Genomic DNA, 18363 nt, shown 5'->3' on the forward strand with positions numbered 1-18363 from the left:
AAATCGAAGATTTTAAAAATAATCTAAAATCTAAAATCAGAAATCTAAAATGAAGGAACTCGTTAACAAATTAAAAGGAGATAGAGTAATATGGTCATTCGTGGCTTTATTGGCTTTGTTTTCGTTTATGCCTGTTTTTAGTGCGAGTAGTAATTTGGCTTATATAGGGCACGGAACAGGAAATACATTAGGGTATTTGGTAAAACACTTGGCGCATATTTGTATCGGGTTTTTAATCATTTACTGGGTGCATAGAGTTCCCTATCATTATTTTAGAGCGATTTCTAAGATTGCGCTTCCAGTGGTTTGGATTCTGTTAACTTATACGCTTTTAAAAGGAACTGTAATTGCAGGAGCAAATGCAAGCCGTTGGATTCAGGTGCCTTTTATCGGAATCACATTTCAGACATCAACATTAGCAGCAATTGTTTTGTTTATTTATGTGGCAAGATATTTATCTAAAACGAAAGAAGAAAATGAGCCTTTTCAAACCTCATTCATTCAGCTTTGGGTTCCGGTATTTATTACATTAATATTGATTTTACCAGCGAATTTTTCAACCACAGCATTAATCTTTTCAATGGTTTTAATGTTGACATTTATTGGAAAGTATCCGTTAAAATATATTGCTTTTATCATTGGTTCAGGAATTGCAATGTTGGCATTTTTCCTTTTGGTGGCAAAAGCTTTTCCAGAGTCAAGATTCTTTAGTAGGGTTTCAACTTGGGAAAGTCGTATTTCGAACTTTACCACAGATAAGCCAGACGAAGACGATTATCAGATCGAAAAAGCAAAAATCGCAATCGCTTCTGGAAAATTAGGAGGATTAGGCCCTGGGAAAAGTGTTCAAAAGAACTTTTTACCACAATCTTCTTCCGATTTTATTTATGCCATTATTGTTGAAGAATATGGTTTGGTAGGAGGAGTTTCAATCGTGATTTTGTATTTATTGCTTTTGTTCCGATTTGTAATTGCTTCTCATAAAGCGCCTACTTTGTTTGGGAAATTAGTCGTCGTCGGTGTCGGATTTCCGATGATATTTCAAGCAATGATTAACATGGCAGTTGCCGTAGAATTATTACCAGTTACAGGACAAACTCTTCCGTTGATTAGTAGTGGAGGAAGTTCAATCTGGATGACTTGTCTTGGACTTGGAATCATCATTAGTGTGACCAAAAAAGAAGATGAGATTGCTGAAGAGAAATTAGAAAAAGAAAAAAGAAAAGAAGCCTTACAGCGATTAATTGATAAAGAATTGGCAGAAGACGATCTAATTCCTGAAGGAATTTATGATGAAGAGCCAGCTTATTCGATAGAAGATAATTCAAGAAACCCAATGAATGCGGTTTTAAACAAATAAAATTCAAAATATAATAATTTTTAAAAAGTTGTAATTTTTAGAAAGATGACAAAGTATAAATTCATACTTAGCGGAGGAGGAACAGGAGGACATATCTATCCTGCGATTGCAATTGCAAATGAATTAAAATTACAATTTCCTGATGCAGAATTTCTTTTTGTAGGTGCCAAAGATAAAATGGAAATGCAGAAAGTGCCTCAGGCAGGTTACGAAATTAAAGGTCTTTGGATTGCAGGTTTACAGCGAAAACTGACTTTACAAAATATGATGTTTCCTCTTAAGTTAGCAAGCAGCTTATTGGAATCAAAAAGAATAATTAAAAAGTTCAAACCAAATGTGGTAATCGGAACGGGTGGTTTTGCCAGCGGGCCTTTATTGCAGGCGGCGGGTTCTGCAGGAATTCCAACAGTTGTTCAAGAGCAGAATTCTTATCCAGGAATTACAAACAAATTGTTGAGCAAGAAAGCAAGTGCAATTTGTGTGGCATATCAAAATTTAGAGCGCTTTTTTCCAAAAGAGAAAATCGTTTTGACTGGAAATCCAGTTCGTCAGGATTTGATTGATATTGACAGCAAACGTGATGAAGCTATTTCATTCTATGGTTTAGATCCGAATAAGAAGACATTGTTGGTTCTTGGAGGAAGTTTAGGCGCAAGAAGAATTAATCAGTTAATTGAAAAAGAACTTCAAAATTTTCTTTCTCAGGAAGTGCAAGTAATCTGGCAATGCGGGAAATTATATTTTGAAGACTATAAAAAATACAATCAGCCAAATGTCAAAGTGGTTGATTTTATTGAAAGAATGGATTTTGTTTACGCAGCGGCAGATGTCATAATTTCAAGAGCAGGCGCTTCATCAGTGTCAGAATTATGCATTGTTGGAAAACCAGTGATTTTTATCCCATCACCCAATGTGGCTGAGGATCACCAAACTAAAAATGCGCAAGCAATTGTAGATGCAAAAGGTGCTATTTTGTTGAAAGAATTTGAGCTTGACAGTCAGTTTAGCATTGTTTTTGAAGCGCTGCTGAAAGATCACGGAAAACAAAAACAGTTGAGTGATAATATTAAAAAATTGGCGAGGCCAGATGCAACAAAGCAGATTGTTGAAGAAATTAAAAAGTTGTTATAATGTAATTTTAATCGAAAATTATACAACTTTAAATATAAAGCAGAACGTTATTTTAGTCAGTTTAGACTGAAATAATCGTCGTAATCGCAAAGGTTTAATTGCTAGAATCTTACAATAAGGATAAAAGTAATATAGTCTAAAAAACATATTTTAAAATGAATTTAAATCAAATACAAAACGTTTATTTTATTGGTATCGGAGGAATCGGAATGAGTGCTCTGGCTCGTTATTTCAAGTTTATTGGAAAACAAGTTTCAGGCTACGATAAAACGCCTTCTATGCTAACTAATGAATTGATTGAGAGTGGTATTGATATTCATTTTGAAGACAATATTAATTTAATTCCAAGTAGTTATTATGTGGAGAATACCTTGGTAATTTATACGCCAGCGGTTCCAAAAACACATTCGGAGTGGAATTATTTTATTGAAAGAAATTACGAGGTTAAAAAGCGTGCTGAAGTTCTTGGAATTATAAGTAAAGATACTTTCTGCTTTGCGGTTGCAGGAACGCATGGAAAAACTACAACGTCAAGTATTTTAGGACATATTTTATTTCAAAGTGGAGCTGATGTAACTGCTTTTATAGGTGGAATTGTAGAAAATTATAATTCAAATTTAATTGGAAGCGGTAAAACTGTGACTGTTGTAGAAGCAGATGAATTTGACAGATCATTTTTGCATTTGCGTCCAGATATCGCTTGTGTGACGTCTATGGATGCAGATCATTTGGATATCTATGGAACTAGTGATGCCATTCAGGCTTCGTTTAGAGAATTTGCTTCTAAAGTTGAAGATAAAAATAATCTCTTTATAACCAAAGAATTGCCTTTGGATGGTGTTCAATGTGCTATAAATGAGGATGCTGTATACAAGGCTTATAATGTTCGAATTGATGATGGGGCTTATGTTTTTGATGTGCAGACGCCATCAGAAATTATGAAAGATTTACGTTTCGGATTGCCTGGAAAGCATAATTTAATGAATGTATTAATGGCTATTGCGATGGCTAAAACTTATGGCACCCCAACTGATTCTATTGCAAAAGCCATTGCATCATTCAGCGGGATTAGAAGACGTTTTTCATATCAGATTAAGACTGAAAATTTAGTATATATTGATGATTATGCACATCATCCGACAGAAATAAACGCTGTTCATCAAGCAGTTAGCGAATTGTATCCAGGACGTAAAGTTTTGGCAATTTTCCAGCCGCATTTGTTTAGCAGAACAAGAGATTTTATCGACGGATTTGCTGAAAGCTTATCAAAGTTTGATGAAGTGTTTTTGATGGATATTTACCCTGCAAGAGAGCTTCCGATGGAAGGTGTGACTTCTGAGTGGCTTTTGGGTAAAATGACAAATTCGAACAAAAAAATTGTTGCAAAAGAAGATTTATTAGGTGAAATCAAATCCAGTGATGCACCTATTATTGTAACAATTGGAGCTGGTGATCTGGGAGAAATGGTTCCGTCAATTAAAAAGATTTTAAATGAAAATATTTAATTGGGCAAACGTAAGATTAGTACTTATTTTCGGACTGGTTTTGTTTCTGTATTCTTTCGCACAGCATCGAAATGGCGATCGAAAATTGAAAAAATCTATGGTTGTTTTTGTAGGAGAAAATACTCTTTTTGTAAAGCCAGAAACGGTTAATAAATTGTTGATAGAAAATAAAAGAGACGCTTCCAGTATTAGAAAAGATGAACTAGATTTGAATAAGATAGAGAAAACCCTAGATACGCAAGACATGATTGAGAAGTCAAATGTTTTTGTAAGTATCGATGGCGTTCTAAAAGCAGTAATAAAACAGAAGACGCCCATAGCAAGAGTTTATGATGGCGCTACTTCTTTTTATATTGACTATGAGGGTGATAAAATGCCCTTGTCAGACAATTTCACTGCGAGAGTTCCTCTTGTTTCAGGGGCAATAAATGCAAAAAATAACGAAGATTTAGCAGCTTTATTTCGCACAATTTACGACGATGCGTTTTTGAAAAAAAACATCATTGCTATAGAGATTATGCCGAATGGAAGCTTAAAAATGTTTAATCGTAACTATGATTACTTCATAGATTTCGGAAGAACGATGAATGTTGATAAGAAATTTAGAAACTATAAAGCTTTCTTTCAAAAAGCAGTTTTAGATAGTTCGTTATACAAATACAAAAAAATTGACCTTAGGTTTACGGAACAAGTAGTTTGCACTAAATAATAGAAAATGGAAAAAGATAATATTGCAGTAGGTCTAGATATTGGAACAACCAAAATCGTTGCCATGATTGGCAAAAAAAATGAATATGGTAAGTTGGAGATTTTGGGCATTGGCAAATCCAAAAGTTTGGGTGTTGCCAGAGGAGTAGTAAACAACATTACGCAGACTATTCAATCGATACAGCAAGCGATAGTCGAAGCAGAAAATAATTCAGGATATAAAATTAAAGATGTAGTTGTGGGTATTGCCGGACAGCACATCAGAAGCATTCAGCATACCGATTACATCAGCAGAAATAACCCTGAAGAAGTAATTGGAGAAAAAGATATTCAGCTCCTAATCGATCAGGTAAATAAACTTGCCATGTTACCAGGAGAGGAAATTATTCACGTTTTACCGCAAGAGTTTAAAATCGACGGGCAATCTGAGATTAAAGAGCCAATTGGTATGTACGGTGGAAGATTAGAATCTAGTTTTCACGTTGTGGTTGGACAAGCGTCTTCAATCAGAAATGTTGGAAGATGTATTCAAAGTTCAGGAATTGAATTGTCTGGTTTGACATTGGAACCATTAGCTTCTGCTGATGCTGTTTTAAGTCAGGAAGAAAAAGAAGCTGGTGTTGCGCTTATCGATATCGGTGGTGGAACAACAGATTTAGCGATTTTCAAAGATGGTATCATTCGCCACACAGCGGTAATTCCTTTCGGAGGAAATGTAATTACAGATGATATCAAAGAAGGCTGTTCGATTATTGAAAAACAAGCGGAGCTTTTAAAAATCAAATTCGGTTCTGCTTGGCCAGGCGAAAATAAAGACAACGAGATCGTTTCTATTCCTGGTTTAAGAGGAAGAGAGCCAAAAGAAATTTCGCTTAAAAATTTATCTAAAATTATCCACGCTAGAGTTGTGGAAATTGTAGAACAAGTTTTTGCGGAAATTAAAGCATACGGCCATGAAGATCCTCGTAAAAAGCTAATTGCTGGAATTGTATTAACAGGTGGAGGTGCGCAATTAAAGCACATTAAACAACTTGTAGAATACATTACAGGAATGGATACAAGAATTGGTTATCCTAATGAGCATTTGGCAGGAAACTCAGGAGAAGAAATCTCTAGTCCGTTATTTGCAACGGCCGTAGGATTAGTAATGAATAGTATCGAAAACAGTTCGCAAAGTGCAGTTAGAATGGAAATGGTAAATGAACAACCAAAAATTGTTTACAGAACCGCTCCGCCAGTGCAACGATACGAAGTTGAAGAAAACTACGTTGAAAGAGTAGAAACTATTGATGAACCTGAAGAAATTGTAAATCAGAGGGTGCCTAAAAATGAATCTACAGAAACAAAAATAAGAAGATCATTTTTTGATCGATATGTCGACAAAATCAAAGAATTTTTAGACAACGCAGAATAATAAACAGAGAAGGATTATTTCTTGCCCCAAGTCAAGAAGTAAAAAATGTACTAATAAGAATTTCAAAAAACCAAAAAGATGATGAGCAACTCAGAATTTGGAAGTATTTCATTTGATTTACCAAAAAATCAATCAAATGTAATCAAAGTAATAGGTGTAGGTGGAGGCGGAAGTAACGCTATTAACCACATGTTTAAGCAAGGTATTAAAGGCGTAGATTTTATCGTTTGTAATACCGATTCGCAAGCACTTCAAAATAGTTCGGTGCCCAATAAAATTCAGTTAGGAGTTAACTTAACAGAAGGATTAGGAGCAGGAGCAAACCCAGACGTTGGACAGCAGTCGGCAATCGAAAGTATTTCTGAGATTGAAAAAATGTTGGAACGTGGTACTAAGATGGTATTTATTACTGCTGGTATGGGTGGAGGAACTGGAACTGGTGCAGCTCCGGTAATTGCGCAATTAGCAAAAGAAAGAGAAATATTAACAGTTGGTATCGTGACGATTCCGTTTCAGTTTGAAGGGAAAGTACGTCAGGAGCAAGCTATTATTGGAATCGAGAAATTGCGTAAGCAAGTCGATTCTTTAATTGTAATCAACAATAATAAATTAAGAGAAGTATACGGAAATCTAGGTTTTAAAGCTGGATTCTCGAAAGCAGATGAAGTTTTGGCAACAGCCTCTAGAGGTATTGCTGAAGTAATTACGCACCACTATACTCAAAATATCGATTTACGTGACGCTAGAACTGTTTTGGCAAACAGCGGGACTGCAATTATGGGGTCTTCTGTGGCTGAAGGTGAAAACAGAGCTAAGGATGCTATCGTTTCAGCTTTGGATTCTCCATTGTTGAATGATAATAAAATTACTGGTGCCAAAAATGTATTGTTGCTTATCGTTTCTGGAACTAATGAGATTACTCTTGACGAAATCGGAGAAATCAATGATCACATTCAAGCAGAAGCAGGTTACAACGCAAACATTATCATGGGAGTTGGTGAAGACGAAAGTCTTGGCGAAGCTATTGCAGTAACTATTATTGCTACAGGTTTTGATGTTGAACAGCAAAACGAAATTGTAAATACCGAACCAAAGAAAATCATTCATACGTTAGAAGACGAGCAAAGAAGTGTTCATAATCTAACAAATAAACCGTTGGCATCTTTCGATTTAACTGTTGATACGCCAACAGCAAAAGTTGAAGATAAAGTTGTTTTTGATTTAATCGATGATGATGAAACATTTGCTCCAACTGCTCCAAAAGCTGTTGCTCCAGCTATCAATCAAGATGAGTTAGTTGTTATGTCTGAGTTTATCAAAAACTTAGATGTTACTTTCGAAATTGTTTCTCCAATTACAGATATTGATTTTACAATTTCTGCTCCTGAAGTTCCAGTAGCAAGAGAAGTGCAACAGCCTCCGGTACAACAGCAAAGAGTTTTTGAAAGAGAAGAACAAACAGCTTTCTCTTTTGATCTTCCTTTGTTCAAACAAGAGCCTGTAAAAAGAGAACCAGTTATTGAAGACAACAGAGTTTTATTTGAATTGACAAACGAAACTCGTGATATTAAAGTAAACGATCCAGTACAATTTGTTCCTGTAACTGAAGTTTCAGACAGCGGAATTATTAAATATTCTCTAGAAGAATATATGGAAGTTGAAAATGATTTATTGTCTTCTAAACCAGTTGAAAAAGTAGTTGAAGATACAATTCCAGAGGAATTAAACATTACGTTGAAACCAAGAGTTGATTTCGCTAGTCAGCCAGATTTAGCTACAACGTCTGAAGTTTCTCCTTTAGAATTAACTATCGAAGAAACATTACGTTTAAGAGCTGAAGAAAGAAGAAAGAAACTAAAAGAGTTTAACTATAAATTTCATAATAACGTTTCTAGAATTGATGAGTTGGAAAAAGAACCAGCTTACAAAAGATTAGGAATAGATTTATCTAATTCTCAATCTAACAATACAAATTCTAGAATTTCTGTAGGAACAGACAGTAACAATGATTTGCAATTACGTTCAAACAATTCTTTTTTGCACGATAATGTAGATTAATTTTAGAATCATAATATTTGGTAACCCGAAAATTGGATTTAATTTTCGGGTTATTTTTTTTATCTTCGCACAGAATTTCAAAATTTGACTTTTAAATAGTATTTTGAAAAAAAATATTGTCACTCTGAGTGAAGTCGAAGGGCTAAATTAATATATCAATTATAAGCGTAGCTTATTTTAAATAAAGCATAAACATGAGTTTACAAACACAAATCATGGACGAAATTAAAATCGCCATGAAAGCAAAAGATACTGTAGCTTTAGAATCATTAAGAGCTATTAAATCTGAATTATTATTGGCGTCTACAGCTTCTGGGTCTAAAGAAGATTTATCAGAAGAAGACGAAATTAAATTACTTCAAAGATTGGTTAAAACTCGTAAAGAAAGCGCAAGAATCTTTACAGAGCAAAACCGTCCTGATTTAGCAGAACCAGAATTGGCTCAAGTTGCTGTAATCGAGAAGTTTTTACCAGCTCAGTTAAGCGAAGAAGAAGTAGAAGCTGTAATAGCAAAAATCATTGCTGAAACAGGTGCTTCAGGAATTGCTTCAATGGGTAAAGTAATGGGATTAGCATCTGCACAATTGGGCGGAACTGCTGAAGGAAAAACCATTTCTACAATTGTAAAGAAATTATTATCATAAATAATTTTATATTGCAGATTTTAGATTTCAATAAGCAATCTAAAATCTGCAATATAAATTAACTGACCTCGTAGTTCAACTGGATAGAATATCAGATTTCGGCTCTGAGGGTTGGGGGTTCGAACCCCTCCGGGGTCACAATAAAATTTAAAAAGCCTGCAAAGTATATATTTTGCAGGCTTTTTTGTGGTTCGAAAATCTAGATGATCTTTTCTCTAGTTTTGAAAATGCCTATATTTAAAGGGAATTTTGGTTCGAAGCCCATCAAGGATTTATTTTTTACATTAATTATGCGGATAATATAATTTAAATTCACCTCCAGCTTATTTCAAATTCAAAATCATGATTAACGTTATAATAGTTGTTTTGGTGTGTAGTTATGTAGTTCTTTCTTTTAATATTTTGTCGAAATTTGTTCCCACTTTCTCAATCAGCCCCGAAAAATGGCAAAAATAAAGTTCGCCGTTTTTATCATTTTCTTTTATGGCAATTACACCATCGCCAAATTCCGCTAAATGAAAATAATCTCCATCATCTAATCCTGTTCTCTGTATTTCAGAGATTCCTGAAATTCGAAATTCCTGAAATTCCAAGCCCTCGGTTTGCTCAATGATTTGTATATAACCATGTGGAAGGAATGAGTCAATTTTCCGTTTAAATATCTCTATTTGCTGTGGAATTAACGGATTATACGCAGTTTTAATTGGTTTCACTTTTGCAATTTCTCTAATCACGCCATCAAAATTTGGAATCGTCTTGAATTTTGTTTTTTCGATACTAATTACAACTTTCTCATTTGGATCATTGTTAATCTTTTTACTTATTACTTCAATATTGTCTGTTTTTTGAATTCGCTTGGGATTGGGTCTTATTTTCCATCCCCAAATCCTACCGTCATAACTATCAAATTCAATGCTGTATTTTTCTTCGTTTACTTTAAATCTAATCGTTGCAATTTTACTTTCATCTTGTCTTGAGTATTTTAAGCCATGCGACATTTTTTTATCTCCATATAGTTCTATTGACATACTCTTCTCCCAGTACTGCCTCCATTTACGCTTATTTTCGAAGTATTCAATTTGCTTCTTGATTTTTTCAGCTAAATCAGTATCAAACATAGATGTAAAAATATCCAAAAGTTTTTTTTCGAGTTTCGTATAACCTTTTTTATTGAATTTTGGTCTGCGGATTTGAATTAAAATAAATGCTAATCCAAAATACAAAATTATTAATCCTATAATTATACTTAATAATATTATGAGTATTTTCATTGTTTAGTGTTTCAGTTATTTACTGTGCACTTCAAGCACTACAGAGGTTTTGAACTAAATTAAGCCTAATTCTTGAAATTTTTTGAATCATCCAAATACAAAACTAATTTCTATCAATTTTGATAATCATATTGTTAGATTCGGTATTAACGTTAACTTTTTTGTTTTTCATAGGTATTCAATATGGTTTCCATTATATTGTAAAATCCCTCCTTATTAAAATCCTTTGGCTTTCTTTTTAAGTCGTCATAATCGTTTATGCCTTCGAGTATTTTTGCTTTCAATAATCGATATTGTTGCTGTTCATCAAGTTTTTTTATTTCCGAATAATCAAAGTGTTTTACTACAAGATAGTTTTTGTATTTAGTTCCGTATCTTTTATAGTTCTCTGTTTGTTTCAAAAATGTTGCAAAGCCACCATTGAAGTCATAAAGTTCAAAACCAAAATCTACGGTAGTAACAGATTTACCGAATGTTTTGCCAGCAATCTTATTATTTATATAATCTTGGACTTCGTTAAGGTCAAAATAGATTTTGCTTTTGTCAACTTCGATTGTTTCTGTTCTTCTAAAAATAAATCGAGTGGAGTCAAAAAATTTGATAACAGCTCGATCGGTTTCATTTTGGTCTAATAGCAAAGATTGGCTTTTTAAATATTGTTTGTAGCTCGCATACAAATTTTCTGCATTAAAATCTTTTGGCAAAGGAACTCTTTGTTCTAAGTATTTCACTAGAATTAAAGATGCATTAAGGACTAACTTCAATTTTTCGTCATCACTTACTTTGTCAAAAAGTTGTTTGTCAATATGGGCAGACAAGTGAGCACAAGCGGAATAAAGATTATCAGTTTGTCGTCCAAAATTTATATTAGGTTCAACATAAATATCAAAACGAAAAAGATTAATACCTAAACCATAGTTTTTATCGGAAATAAAATCAAGAAAAATATTTATAGCTTTTTGTTGAATTGCCTCAAATTCTTTTTCAAAAATATGCTGGTTGATTAAAAACCAACATTCATATTTCTTTGTATTATCATTTTTCATTTTAGAGTCTAGGTTCTGTTGATACTGTTCTTCATAGAGTTGCAATTAATTTGTATGTACATCTGACATATCTTACATATAGTAGTTAGATCTGATAAATGGCAGTGGATTTTATTTTCAAAAATAGGATTTTATTTCGTAAACGATCAAAATGGAATTAGACATCATTTAAAATCTTTAAGTCTTCAAATAATTGGTTGGAATTCTGTACCGTAAAGGTCACAATAAAATTTAAAAAGCCCGAGAATGTAAATTCTCAGGCTTTTTTTATAGTTAGAAAATTATCTTCTAGGTATACTTTTCTTAAAGAAACATATAAAAAATTTACAAAGATTTCGTCGAAGGTAAAAACAAACTATTATCTCGAAGATATGCTGTGATCCAAATTAAAACTAAAGGCATTCCTGGATTAATCATAGAACCATCATGTGACAGCTCTGTTGCCATTGCTCCTGAAAAATAACAGGAGAGGAGAATAAAACCAATACGCATTGTTTTTGGAAAAATAAATAAGATTGCTGAAGTTACCTCGATTAAGCCCAATACTGTTGCAGAATGTGGCAGATTAAATTTGACCAATCCATTTACAGACCAAGGTAACTGAATAACTTTCATCAAACCACTTGCTATTACTATCACAATGGTTAACCATGTAAATAAAACAGTAACTATCTTTGTTATTTTCATTGAAATTTTAATTTAAAGTTTTTGTTTCAATAATTAAGAAATGACCTGTTCGCTCTTTTATCAGCCATTTTCCATCTTGAAAAACATACTTATCTTCATATTTTACACTGTAATCAGTTAGGATATTTTTTCCTTCATTTTCTCTAACCATTTTTAGTTGAGAAAAAGAAACACCTGTCGCAGAACTTCCGTCAATGCTTACTTTGTGTTGCCCATTTAATGTAAAATAAGTTTTCACTTCTGCGGCGTGCTTATTAAATTCGTTTTCCATATTTTCTCTTCCAGAAACAGATGATATTAACGAGTTGTTCATATAAACGTCGTATTTTACATCTGGACTGAATAAATCCATTACTTGAGCAATTTTTTTCTCGTCTCCTAACGTGGCATAATCATCGATTAAGGCTCTTAATTCTTCTTTGATTTTTAAAATTTCTAATGTCATGATTTTATTTTTTTAAATTATTTAGAGCAAAATTATCTTATATTCGCTTACAATTTATTAGTCGTTACCTAAAGGTTAGCGAGTTACAAAAACGTATTATGAAAGAATCTTCAAAAAAAGAAATTGACAATAAGGCATTTAGCGACGAATGTAATACAGTTTTAATGGCTGTTTCAGATGCTCTTTATGCAATTGGAGGTAAGTGGAAATTAATGATTATAATTTCAATGGCTAGAGGAAATAAAAGATTTACCGAGATTCAGCGACAAGTTGCCGGTATTTCAGCAAGAGTTCTTTCTAGTGAATTAAAAGAGCTAGAAATTAATGGTTTCATTGTAAAAAAAGTGGCTGTTGGATATCCCGTTAGTATTGAATATGAGCTACTTCCTTATAGTCAAACATTGCAAGAGGTTGTGGAGGCAATGACTAAATGGGGAATGCAGCATCGCCAAAAAATAAAAACTGAGAGGTCATCTGTAAACTTAAAAAAAGAACAATAATATCTCTTTAAAAAATCTCAAAGCCTTCTAATGCATGATTTAAATTGTTTGCCACAGCGGTCATAAAAAAAGTCTATTTCATATCGAAATAGACTTTTTTTATCTCAGAATTTTGCAAAAGAAACAGGAAATTCTCAAGGTTTTTTTCTAGAGTTTTTTATTAAATAATAAACCGAAAACACAAAGACAATAATATAAACAACGGCTAATGCTGGTTTCTCAAATTTTAAGTTTTGAAAATCGAATTGCTTGTATAAGGTTACGCCCAAAATAATAGCAATAATCCAAAAGACAAATGTGATTGGGTTTTTATTTTCCATGGTTTTAAGTTTTTAATTAATAATCTTCAAACGACTTGTCATCGTCCCATTTCTTTTGACTTAAATATTTTCCGCAAAAGTCATAGCACTTTATTATTCCTTTTTCTGAATTTCTATTGTATTGAAAAATCCATATTTCGTTTTCAATAATTCTAATTCTGCGAAAATTTCTGTTGTCGCAGGCATCCATTGAACAAATATGTACAGATTTTTTCTTGAAAACTGTATGACCATTTTCGTCAATTACTCGATCAATGATAATGATTTTTTTATGACGTAGCTTCCAAAAAATAAATTTTCGATCTTTCTCTGTTCTTTCAGTTTTAAGCACTGCGTTCTTAATAGAACATTTGTGTATTTTGAAATTGACACTTTCATCTTCATTAGATAATCCATTGGCATTTATTGCTTGAAGCGAAATAAAACTAAATAAAATTAATGTTCTAAGCATTGTTACAATTTATTCTGTTCAGCTCTTAAAATATCAAAAATACTCTCACTCTTAAAGTTCTCCATAAACAAATTGACTAAAGGAACAGTTGGACTATTTGGATACTTTTTCAAGAAACGATTAAACTCTTGAATATTTTCTGGATAAATATATTTTTCGTCTGAAGATCTTTCGGCAGTTGGCGTATTGTCTTGGCCAACTAAGTAATCCATTTGATAATTTTTGTATTCTTCTTTTACAGATGCAATTAGTTTTGAATTCGGATATTTAGTCATAAAATTTTCCCACGAAATTACTCTATCACCCAAATCTTTAAATGAGATTACAAGTCCAGCATCTGCAGAATATAGCGATTTATTTTCTTCGCTTTTTAAGTATAAATAATCTTTATAGTCATCTGTTACATAGTTTTTAAAAATCTTATAATAGAAATCAGGAAGGGGATCTATTTCAACATATCCTTCCCCAATTTCAGAAAATTCTAATTGATGTTGAGAAAGTCTTTCGCCTAAAAGTTTTACCGCTTTTTTGCTTGATTCATCTTCATTATAAAACTTATCCAATACTCCAGATTCTTTTCCAGCTATTTCTTGCAATAAAGAACTGCTTTCTTCAAAATATTTCTCATACAATGCATTGGCAGCTTCTTTATTTTGTATTGATTTTAATTGGAGAATAACTTCATTTTTGTTTTTAGAAAATTGTTCTAATAATCCAGCATTTAATGTTTCAGTTGTTGCCGATTGTACTTTAATGCTGTCATTTTTTACTTTATCGGAGTTGGAAATCGTTTTGTCATCATTTTTCTTGCAGGCAGAAAATAGAATTCCGAATGCTAACAGGGCAGATAATTTTCTCATGTTTTGAATTAATTCATTAGGCTAATATAAAAAATATTTGGAGCAGATTTTAATCGTAAAAAAAGGACAAAATAAGATTTTGCCCTTTTAACATTGTTATTTTAGATTTGGAAAAATATAACTGTCTTTGTTCGGAATCATGATTCTGCTGATAAATTCATCGGTTCGTAAAGGTTGTTGCATAAACCAGCCAGATCCCATAATGGTATTTATCTCAAGTCCGTTTTTATCTACTTTTGAAAATCTTGGTACCGAACCATGCCAATTTCTACAGCCCAATATGTTTCCTAAACGCGTGTTGTTATCGCAAGTGTTAAGATCAGATAAATCGGCTTGAATGAAAGTATAGTCTTTTAATTTGGCACTGAAAGCTTTGTCTTCCTTAAGCTTTTTTTTGAATTGGACACAAGGCCCGCACCAAGTTGCGCTAAAATATAAGATAGGGATTTTTCCGTTTTGAATTTCTTTGGTTACAATGCTTTCATATTGTTTAAGCGTTAAACTATCATTTAAAATAATTAGTTTGGCTTCTTTGTTTTTACTGGTTTGAGCATGTAAAGTAATGGTGCTTAATAGAAAAAAGAAAAAAATGTAAAAGTGCTTCATTGATTTTTTAATTGATTGATAATTTTTAATATTTAAGAAATAGGTAAATGTTATCTCTTCGAAAATAAATTCTCTACAACCCAAGCAGGACCAATCAATAAAAACTGAAGATCTTTAAGGAAAGAAGGTTTTTTACCCTCAATATTATGTCCGTAAAATTGTCCAACCCACGCCAAAGCGAAAACACCAAGCGAGAACATCCATAACGGAACAAATTGCGAGATATAATAATTTAGAATCAGGCAAAGAACAGAGAAAATAGCGATTTTAATAGCCATCGCAATTGACAATCTAATATAGAAAACTAGAACAAAAAGTAAAACTAAAAATGCCCAATTCTCGATAATTGGCATATTTAATTGTAGCGTATTAGCAATTATCGCACTCGGAATACTCATAAGCAATCCAACGATTGAAAAGTAAATAGCAGGGACACAAATATAATGTATCGCTTTATTTTTTGGGTTTTGATGACTTACGGCATATTCTGCAAACCATTGATCTAATGTTCTCATTTTTGTGGTTTTAAGGTTAGATGCGTAAATCTAATGAAATTTCTTTTAGGTTTTACCGTGCTGTATTTTCATTATTTGATCCACAATCGAAATTGCTTTTTCCAATGTAATTCCGTTTTCTTGATCTATGGTTAAAGGATGATTTTCTTCGGTCAATTTTATTTCTGGAATTAAGCCTAATTCTTGTTCAATAGCAATTGATTTAAGCGAAATAGTTTTGCCATAAGTTGGCACATCTGTCTGCATCCATCCAAAATAAGGTTCTTGATTTACTCGGTTTGGATCTTCCCATAAATCCATTCGAAGGCAGAAATTATCTTCGCTTATTGTAGTCCATACATTAAAAGCTAAATCTTCATGATAATCAATAATAGGAATGGTTAATCTGCCGCGATGAAAAAAATGCTCTTCATCTACATAACACCAACTTCCTCCATATTCAATTCTTTGTTCTCGTTCTTCGGGTGGAATGGCAAAATAATACGCAGGAAATTCATTTCCAAAACACAACGGCATTTGGTCAAAAACTTCTCCGCAACAAGAACATTTGTAAGTATACATTTTTAATTTTTTAAAGAATCAACTTTCTGATTGTACTGAAAAACATTATCCCACAATTCATCAATGGCAACAAGAGCTTCATTCACCGGAATCACATTCCATTTTCCGTTAATTTCTGTTCCTAAACCAATGCTTTTTAATTTTATTAAAGCATCATTTACGTCAAAATCCAAATCGGTATCGAATTTGGTTTGAAACCAAAGTTCAATTTGGTTGTCGAGTTCTTCAGCGGTTAAAGATTCTTCACTTTCGTGTAAAAAAGTATAGGCGAGAATAGTTTCTTTTAAAGCTTCTTCTTCGGAAGAATTCAATAAAGAATAAAATGCCCCACTATTGTTTCCGACATTTTTGAAATACAAACTATCTGAAAGTGTTTTAGAATATCTAATTTTTTTGTTGATGAAATTATTGTATTGGCGAAAACAATATGCTCCCAAAATTCCGAGTGCAATTAAACCTTGATTTAAGGAAGTCTTACTGTTTAATAAATCGATTGTTTCACCTGTTTGATAAGCATCGTACATATTGATCAAGGCCGGAATTACTTTAGCGCTTAATAACGAAAGTCCGCCAAAAACACCAGGAACCCAAAGCAGTAATTTATCCTTCAAAGACATTTTCGGAATCGCATTTGGGAAAGTTGTTTCAAGATCATTTTTAGGCACACGCTTAAAGATTTTCAATGCAATAGAACCAGGATCAATTGGCATTTTGCCTAATTTGACTTTCTTTTCTTTTAAATAATCTGCATCGCTGTAATTCAGATAAATCAAAACACGATCATAATATTCAATCTCGACTTCTTTGGTCCAGAAAAAGTATTTTTTGACTTTTTCTTTTGCTTTATGATGTCCGCGCGCGTAGAGTTCGAAATCTTTAAAAGCATTAAAATCAATAGAAAGATTCAGACCAATCAAATCAGATTCGTTAAACGCGTCATTTAAAGCTTTCTGGTTGATTCTATAGTAGTTACCACGTTCTAAAACTTTCAATAGTGTTTCCTTAAAAACAGGGAAGTTGCTTTTATTGATAAATTGCTCACGTTCTTTTTCACTTAAATCTGGATCGTAGAGCGCATAATGCTGTTTTAGATTTCGATTGAGATTAAAAGATTCGTAATGATAATAATGTTCGATAATTTCGAATAATTTCTTAAAATTATTAACCTTTTCAGGATTCTCAGCAAAAGCTAAAATTTGCTGTTCCAGCAAAAATTCTTTATTAAACGGAATATAATGTTCTCTAGTCATTTGGACTTAAATTTCATGGCATTTACAGAAAGCAAAAATACTGCCTGAAATTTGATTTTGAAAAGTTTTTGATTTAATAGTGATGATTTTTTAACGCAAAGAACGCAAGTTTTTTTTTCAATCGGATTGTATTACAATCGCAAAGTTCACAAAGCTTTGCGGTAAAATAGTTTCACGCAGATTTTGCAGATTAAGCATATAAAAATAAAATCTGTTAGATCTGCTAAATCTGCGAGAGAAAAAACTTAGCGAACTTTGCGTACTTCGTTGCGCCTTTGCGATTAAACAAAAAACAAAAAAAGTGAAATTTCCAATCGGTACCAGCGATTTGAAATCTCACTTCATGTTTCAAAAAAAAAGTGACAAAAAATTAAGAAGCTTTCTATTGGAAAATTTTATAGAAACTAAAAATTATTCGCAACAATATTAACACTAAATAAAATGGTGGCTATAGGTATTTTTACCTGTTTTTTGAATTATTTTTTTTGGACATAATATTTTACAGAAACGATTTTCACAGATTTTATAAATCCGTAATTTAATGAAGTTTCTTGGTCGAATTTAAAAATGCAACTTGATTTTGCCTCGATTCCATAACATGGTGAAGTGGCATTTGAAGCAAAATTTCCGTTAGATTCTGTTCCATCAACATTTAAAGTAATAAATGGAGAACCAACAATATTAAAATTATTAAGATTGTTTAATTTTATTTCCATCTGAAGTCGATTCGTATTCTTACCTGTGTCTGGAGTATAGACGAAATTTAAAATTTCATAAGAAAAATTTTCAAGTTCTTTAGTAGTTTCCTCGACAGGCTTAATTTCAAAATCACAAGGAACTTCTCTTTCATATGCTGGCATAGAAGATGATCCAGAAGGTGATTGAATAATCACTGCAGGTATGGTAATTATTTTAGTACAGTCTCCAGAAGAGCATCCCAAAAGGAATAAAAAAGATGTTGCTAAAAAAGTAAATTTTAAAGTTTTAATCATATGGTTTATTATTTGCGAATTATGTGCGCAAAATAAATC

At 32.5% G+C, this 18363-nt stretch carries 20 protein-coding genes and 1 tRNA gene; 9 read left to right on the top strand and 12 right to left on the bottom strand.

Annotated features, from left to right (window positions below; genetic code table 11):
* The first annotated feature begins 49 nt into the window (after positions 1–49).
* The 8 genes from QLQ96_RS08900 to QLQ96_RS08935 all read left to right on the top strand — a co-directional run bounded on the left by QLQ96_RS08900 (position 50) and on the right by QLQ96_RS08935 (position 8958).
* On the top strand, positions 50–1360 hold the full coding sequence (locus QLQ96_RS08900; protein ID WP_482496340.1) for an FtsW/RodA/SpoVE family cell cycle protein: 1311 nt from the start codon (positions 50–52) through the stop codon (positions 1358–1360).
* A gap of 45 nt (positions 1361–1405) precedes the next feature.
* The gene (murG, locus tag QLQ96_RS08905) at positions 1406–2491 is read left to right on the top strand and encodes an undecaprenyldiphospho-muramoylpentapeptide beta-N-acetylglucosaminyltransferase (protein ID WP_482496341.1); all 1086 of its coding nucleotides are present in this window, start codon (positions 1406–1408) and stop codon (positions 2489–2491) included.
* A gap of 155 nt (positions 2492–2646) precedes the next feature.
* Positions 2647–3996 carry a UDP-N-acetylmuramate--L-alanine ligase gene (gene murC / locus QLQ96_RS08910; RefSeq protein WP_482496342.1) on the top strand — a complete coding sequence of 450 codons (1350 nt, stop codon included), beginning with the start codon at positions 2647–2649 and terminating at the stop codon, positions 3994–3996.
* On the top strand, positions 3983–4705 hold the full coding sequence (locus QLQ96_RS08915) for a cell division protein FtsQ/DivIB (RefSeq protein WP_482496343.1): 723 nt from the start codon (positions 3983–3985) through the stop codon (positions 4703–4705). Before murC ends, QLQ96_RS08915 begins: the two co-directional genes overlap by 14 nt.
* A gap of 6 nt (positions 4706–4711) precedes the next feature.
* Entirely contained in the window at positions 4712–6118 is a 1407-nt protein-coding gene (ftsA, locus tag QLQ96_RS08920) for a cell division protein FtsA (protein WP_482496344.1), read from the top strand.
* 78 nt (positions 6119–6196) lie between these two features.
* Positions 6197–8176, top strand: coding sequence for a cell division protein FtsZ (gene ftsZ, locus QLQ96_RS08925; protein WP_482496345.1), 1980 nt, complete (start codon positions 6197–6199; stop codon positions 8174–8176).
* 194 nt (positions 8177–8370) lie between these two features.
* Complete coding sequence (locus QLQ96_RS08930) at positions 8371–8820, top strand: GatB/YqeY domain-containing protein (protein WP_482496346.1); 450 nt, start codon at positions 8371–8373, stop codon at positions 8818–8820.
* A 64-nt stretch (positions 8821–8884) separates the two neighbouring features.
* Positions 8885–8958: transfer RNA gene (locus tag QLQ96_RS08935), tRNA-Arg, on the top strand.
* A gap of 239 nt (positions 8959–9197) precedes the next feature.
* On the opposite strand, the gene QLQ96_RS08940 is transcribed toward QLQ96_RS08935, so the two are convergent.
* The 4 genes from QLQ96_RS08940 to QLQ96_RS08955 form a co-directional block, all read right to left on the bottom strand.
* Complete coding sequence (locus QLQ96_RS08940) at positions 9198–9956, bottom strand: hypothetical protein (protein ID WP_482496347.1); 759 nt, start codon at positions 9954–9956, stop codon at positions 9198–9200.
* A 287-nt stretch (positions 9957–10243) separates the two neighbouring features.
* The gene (locus QLQ96_RS08945; RefSeq protein WP_482496348.1) at positions 10244–11137 is read right to left on the bottom strand and encodes a hypothetical protein; all 894 of its coding nucleotides are present in this window, start codon (positions 11135–11137) and stop codon (positions 10244–10246) included.
* A gap of 324 nt (positions 11138–11461) precedes the next feature.
* Positions 11462–11824, bottom strand: a complete 363-nt coding sequence (locus QLQ96_RS08950) for a DoxX family protein (RefSeq protein WP_482496349.1) — start codon at positions 11822–11824, stop codon at positions 11462–11464.
* Positions 11825–11831: 7 nt separating this feature from the next.
* On the bottom strand, positions 11832–12269 hold the full coding sequence (locus tag QLQ96_RS08955) for a nuclear transport factor 2 family protein (RefSeq protein ID WP_482496350.1): 438 nt from the start codon (positions 12267–12269) through the stop codon (positions 11832–11834).
* Positions 12270–12367: 98 nt separating this feature from the next.
* Between QLQ96_RS08955 and QLQ96_RS08960 the strand changes: the two genes are divergently transcribed.
* Positions 12368–12769, top strand: coding sequence for a winged helix-turn-helix transcriptional regulator (locus QLQ96_RS08960; protein WP_482496351.1), 402 nt, complete (start codon positions 12368–12370; stop codon positions 12767–12769).
* Between the two features lie 134 nt (positions 12770–12903).
* Here QLQ96_RS08960 and QLQ96_RS08965 read toward each other — a convergent pair whose 3' ends face one another.
* The 8 genes from QLQ96_RS08965 to QLQ96_RS09000 all read right to left on the bottom strand — a co-directional run bounded on the left by QLQ96_RS08965 (position 12904) and on the right by QLQ96_RS09000 (position 18324).
* Complete coding sequence (locus tag QLQ96_RS08965; RefSeq protein ID WP_482496352.1) at positions 12904–13089, bottom strand: hypothetical protein; 186 nt, start codon at positions 13087–13089, stop codon at positions 12904–12906.
* A 16-nt stretch (positions 13090–13105) separates the two neighbouring features.
* Positions 13106–13540 (bottom strand): hypothetical protein, encoded by a 435-nt coding sequence (locus tag QLQ96_RS08970; protein ID WP_482496353.1) that lies wholly within the window; start codon positions 13538–13540, stop codon positions 13106–13108.
* A 2-nt stretch (positions 13541–13542) separates the two neighbouring features.
* Positions 13543–14400: a hypothetical protein gene (locus QLQ96_RS08975; RefSeq protein ID WP_482496354.1), complete on the bottom strand. Its 858-nt coding sequence runs from the start codon at positions 14398–14400 to the stop codon at positions 13543–13545.
* A gap of 96 nt (positions 14401–14496) precedes the next feature.
* Positions 14497–15006 (bottom strand): thioredoxin family protein, encoded by a 510-nt coding sequence (locus tag QLQ96_RS08980; protein WP_482496355.1) that lies wholly within the window; start codon positions 15004–15006, stop codon positions 14497–14499.
* Positions 15007–15056: 50 nt separating this feature from the next.
* Positions 15057–15521, bottom strand: a complete 465-nt coding sequence (locus QLQ96_RS08985; RefSeq protein ID WP_482496356.1) for an Mpo1 family 2-hydroxy fatty acid dioxygenase — start codon at positions 15519–15521, stop codon at positions 15057–15059.
* 45 nt (positions 15522–15566) lie between these two features.
* Positions 15567–16082 (bottom strand): DUF2199 domain-containing protein, encoded by a 516-nt coding sequence (locus QLQ96_RS08990; RefSeq protein WP_482496357.1) that lies wholly within the window; start codon positions 16080–16082, stop codon positions 15567–15569.
* A gap of 2 nt (positions 16083–16084) precedes the next feature.
* On the bottom strand, positions 16085–17332 hold the full coding sequence (locus QLQ96_RS08995) for a TMEM143 family protein (RefSeq protein WP_482496358.1): 1248 nt from the start codon (positions 17330–17332) through the stop codon (positions 16085–16087).
* A gap of 476 nt (positions 17333–17808) precedes the next feature.
* On the bottom strand, positions 17809–18324 hold the full coding sequence (locus QLQ96_RS09000) for a hypothetical protein (RefSeq protein ID WP_482496359.1): 516 nt from the start codon (positions 18322–18324) through the stop codon (positions 17809–17811).
* Positions 18325–18363: the final 39 nt, after the last annotated feature.

The organism is Flavobacterium sp. B167r (assembly GCF_056824315.1).

Coding starts and splice junctions, on each gene's coding strand:
- QLQ96_RS08900 (WP_482496340.1), top strand. CDS start 50: ATGAAGGAACTCGTTAACAAATTAAAAGGAGATAGAGTAATATGGTCA.
- murG (WP_482496341.1), top strand. CDS start 1,406: ATGACAAAGTATAAATTCATACTTAGCGGAGGAGGAACAGGAGGACAT.
- murC (WP_482496342.1), top strand. CDS start 2,647: ATGAATTTAAATCAAATACAAAACGTTTATTTTATTGGTATCGGAGGA.
- QLQ96_RS08915 (WP_482496343.1), top strand. CDS start 3,983: ATGAAAATATTTAATTGGGCAAACGTAAGATTAGTACTTATTTTCGGA.
- ftsA (WP_482496344.1), top strand. CDS start 4,712: ATGGAAAAAGATAATATTGCAGTAGGTCTAGATATTGGAACAACCAAA.
- ftsZ (WP_482496345.1), top strand. CDS start 6,197: ATGATGAGCAACTCAGAATTTGGAAGTATTTCATTTGATTTACCAAAA.
- QLQ96_RS08930 (WP_482496346.1), top strand. CDS start 8,371: ATGAGTTTACAAACACAAATCATGGACGAAATTAAAATCGCCATGAAA.
- QLQ96_RS08945 (WP_482496348.1), bottom strand. CDS start 11,137: ATGAAAAATGATAATACAAAGAAATATGAATGTTGGTTTTTAATCAAC.
- QLQ96_RS08950 (WP_482496349.1), bottom strand. CDS start 11,824: ATGAAAATAACAAAGATAGTTACTGTTTTATTTACATGGTTAACCATT.
- QLQ96_RS08955 (WP_482496350.1), bottom strand. CDS start 12,269: ATGACATTAGAAATTTTAAAAATCAAAGAAGAATTAAGAGCCTTAATC.
- QLQ96_RS08960 (WP_482496351.1), top strand. CDS start 12,368: ATGAAAGAATCTTCAAAAAAAGAAATTGACAATAAGGCATTTAGCGAC.
- QLQ96_RS08965 (WP_482496352.1), bottom strand. CDS start 13,089: ATGGAAAATAAAAACCCAATCACATTTGTCTTTTGGATTATTGCTATT.
- QLQ96_RS08970 (WP_482496353.1), bottom strand. CDS start 13,540: ATGCTTAGAACATTAATTTTATTTAGTTTTATTTCGCTTCAAGCAATA.
- QLQ96_RS08975 (WP_482496354.1), bottom strand. CDS start 14,400: ATGAGAAAATTATCTGCCCTGTTAGCATTCGGAATTCTATTTTCTGCC.
- QLQ96_RS08980 (WP_482496355.1), bottom strand. CDS start 15,006: ATGAAGCACTTTTACATTTTTTTCTTTTTTCTATTAAGCACCATTACT.
- QLQ96_RS08985 (WP_482496356.1), bottom strand. CDS start 15,521: ATGAGAACATTAGATCAATGGTTTGCAGAATATGCCGTAAGTCATCAA.
- QLQ96_RS08990 (WP_482496357.1), bottom strand. CDS start 16,082: ATGTATACTTACAAATGTTCTTGTTGCGGAGAAGTTTTTGACCAAATG.
- QLQ96_RS08995 (WP_482496358.1), bottom strand. CDS start 17,332: ATGACTAGAGAACATTATATTCCGTTTAATAAAGAATTTTTGCTGGAA.
- QLQ96_RS09000 (WP_482496359.1), bottom strand. CDS start 18,324: ATGATTAAAACTTTAAAATTTACTTTTTTAGCAACATCTTTTTTATTC.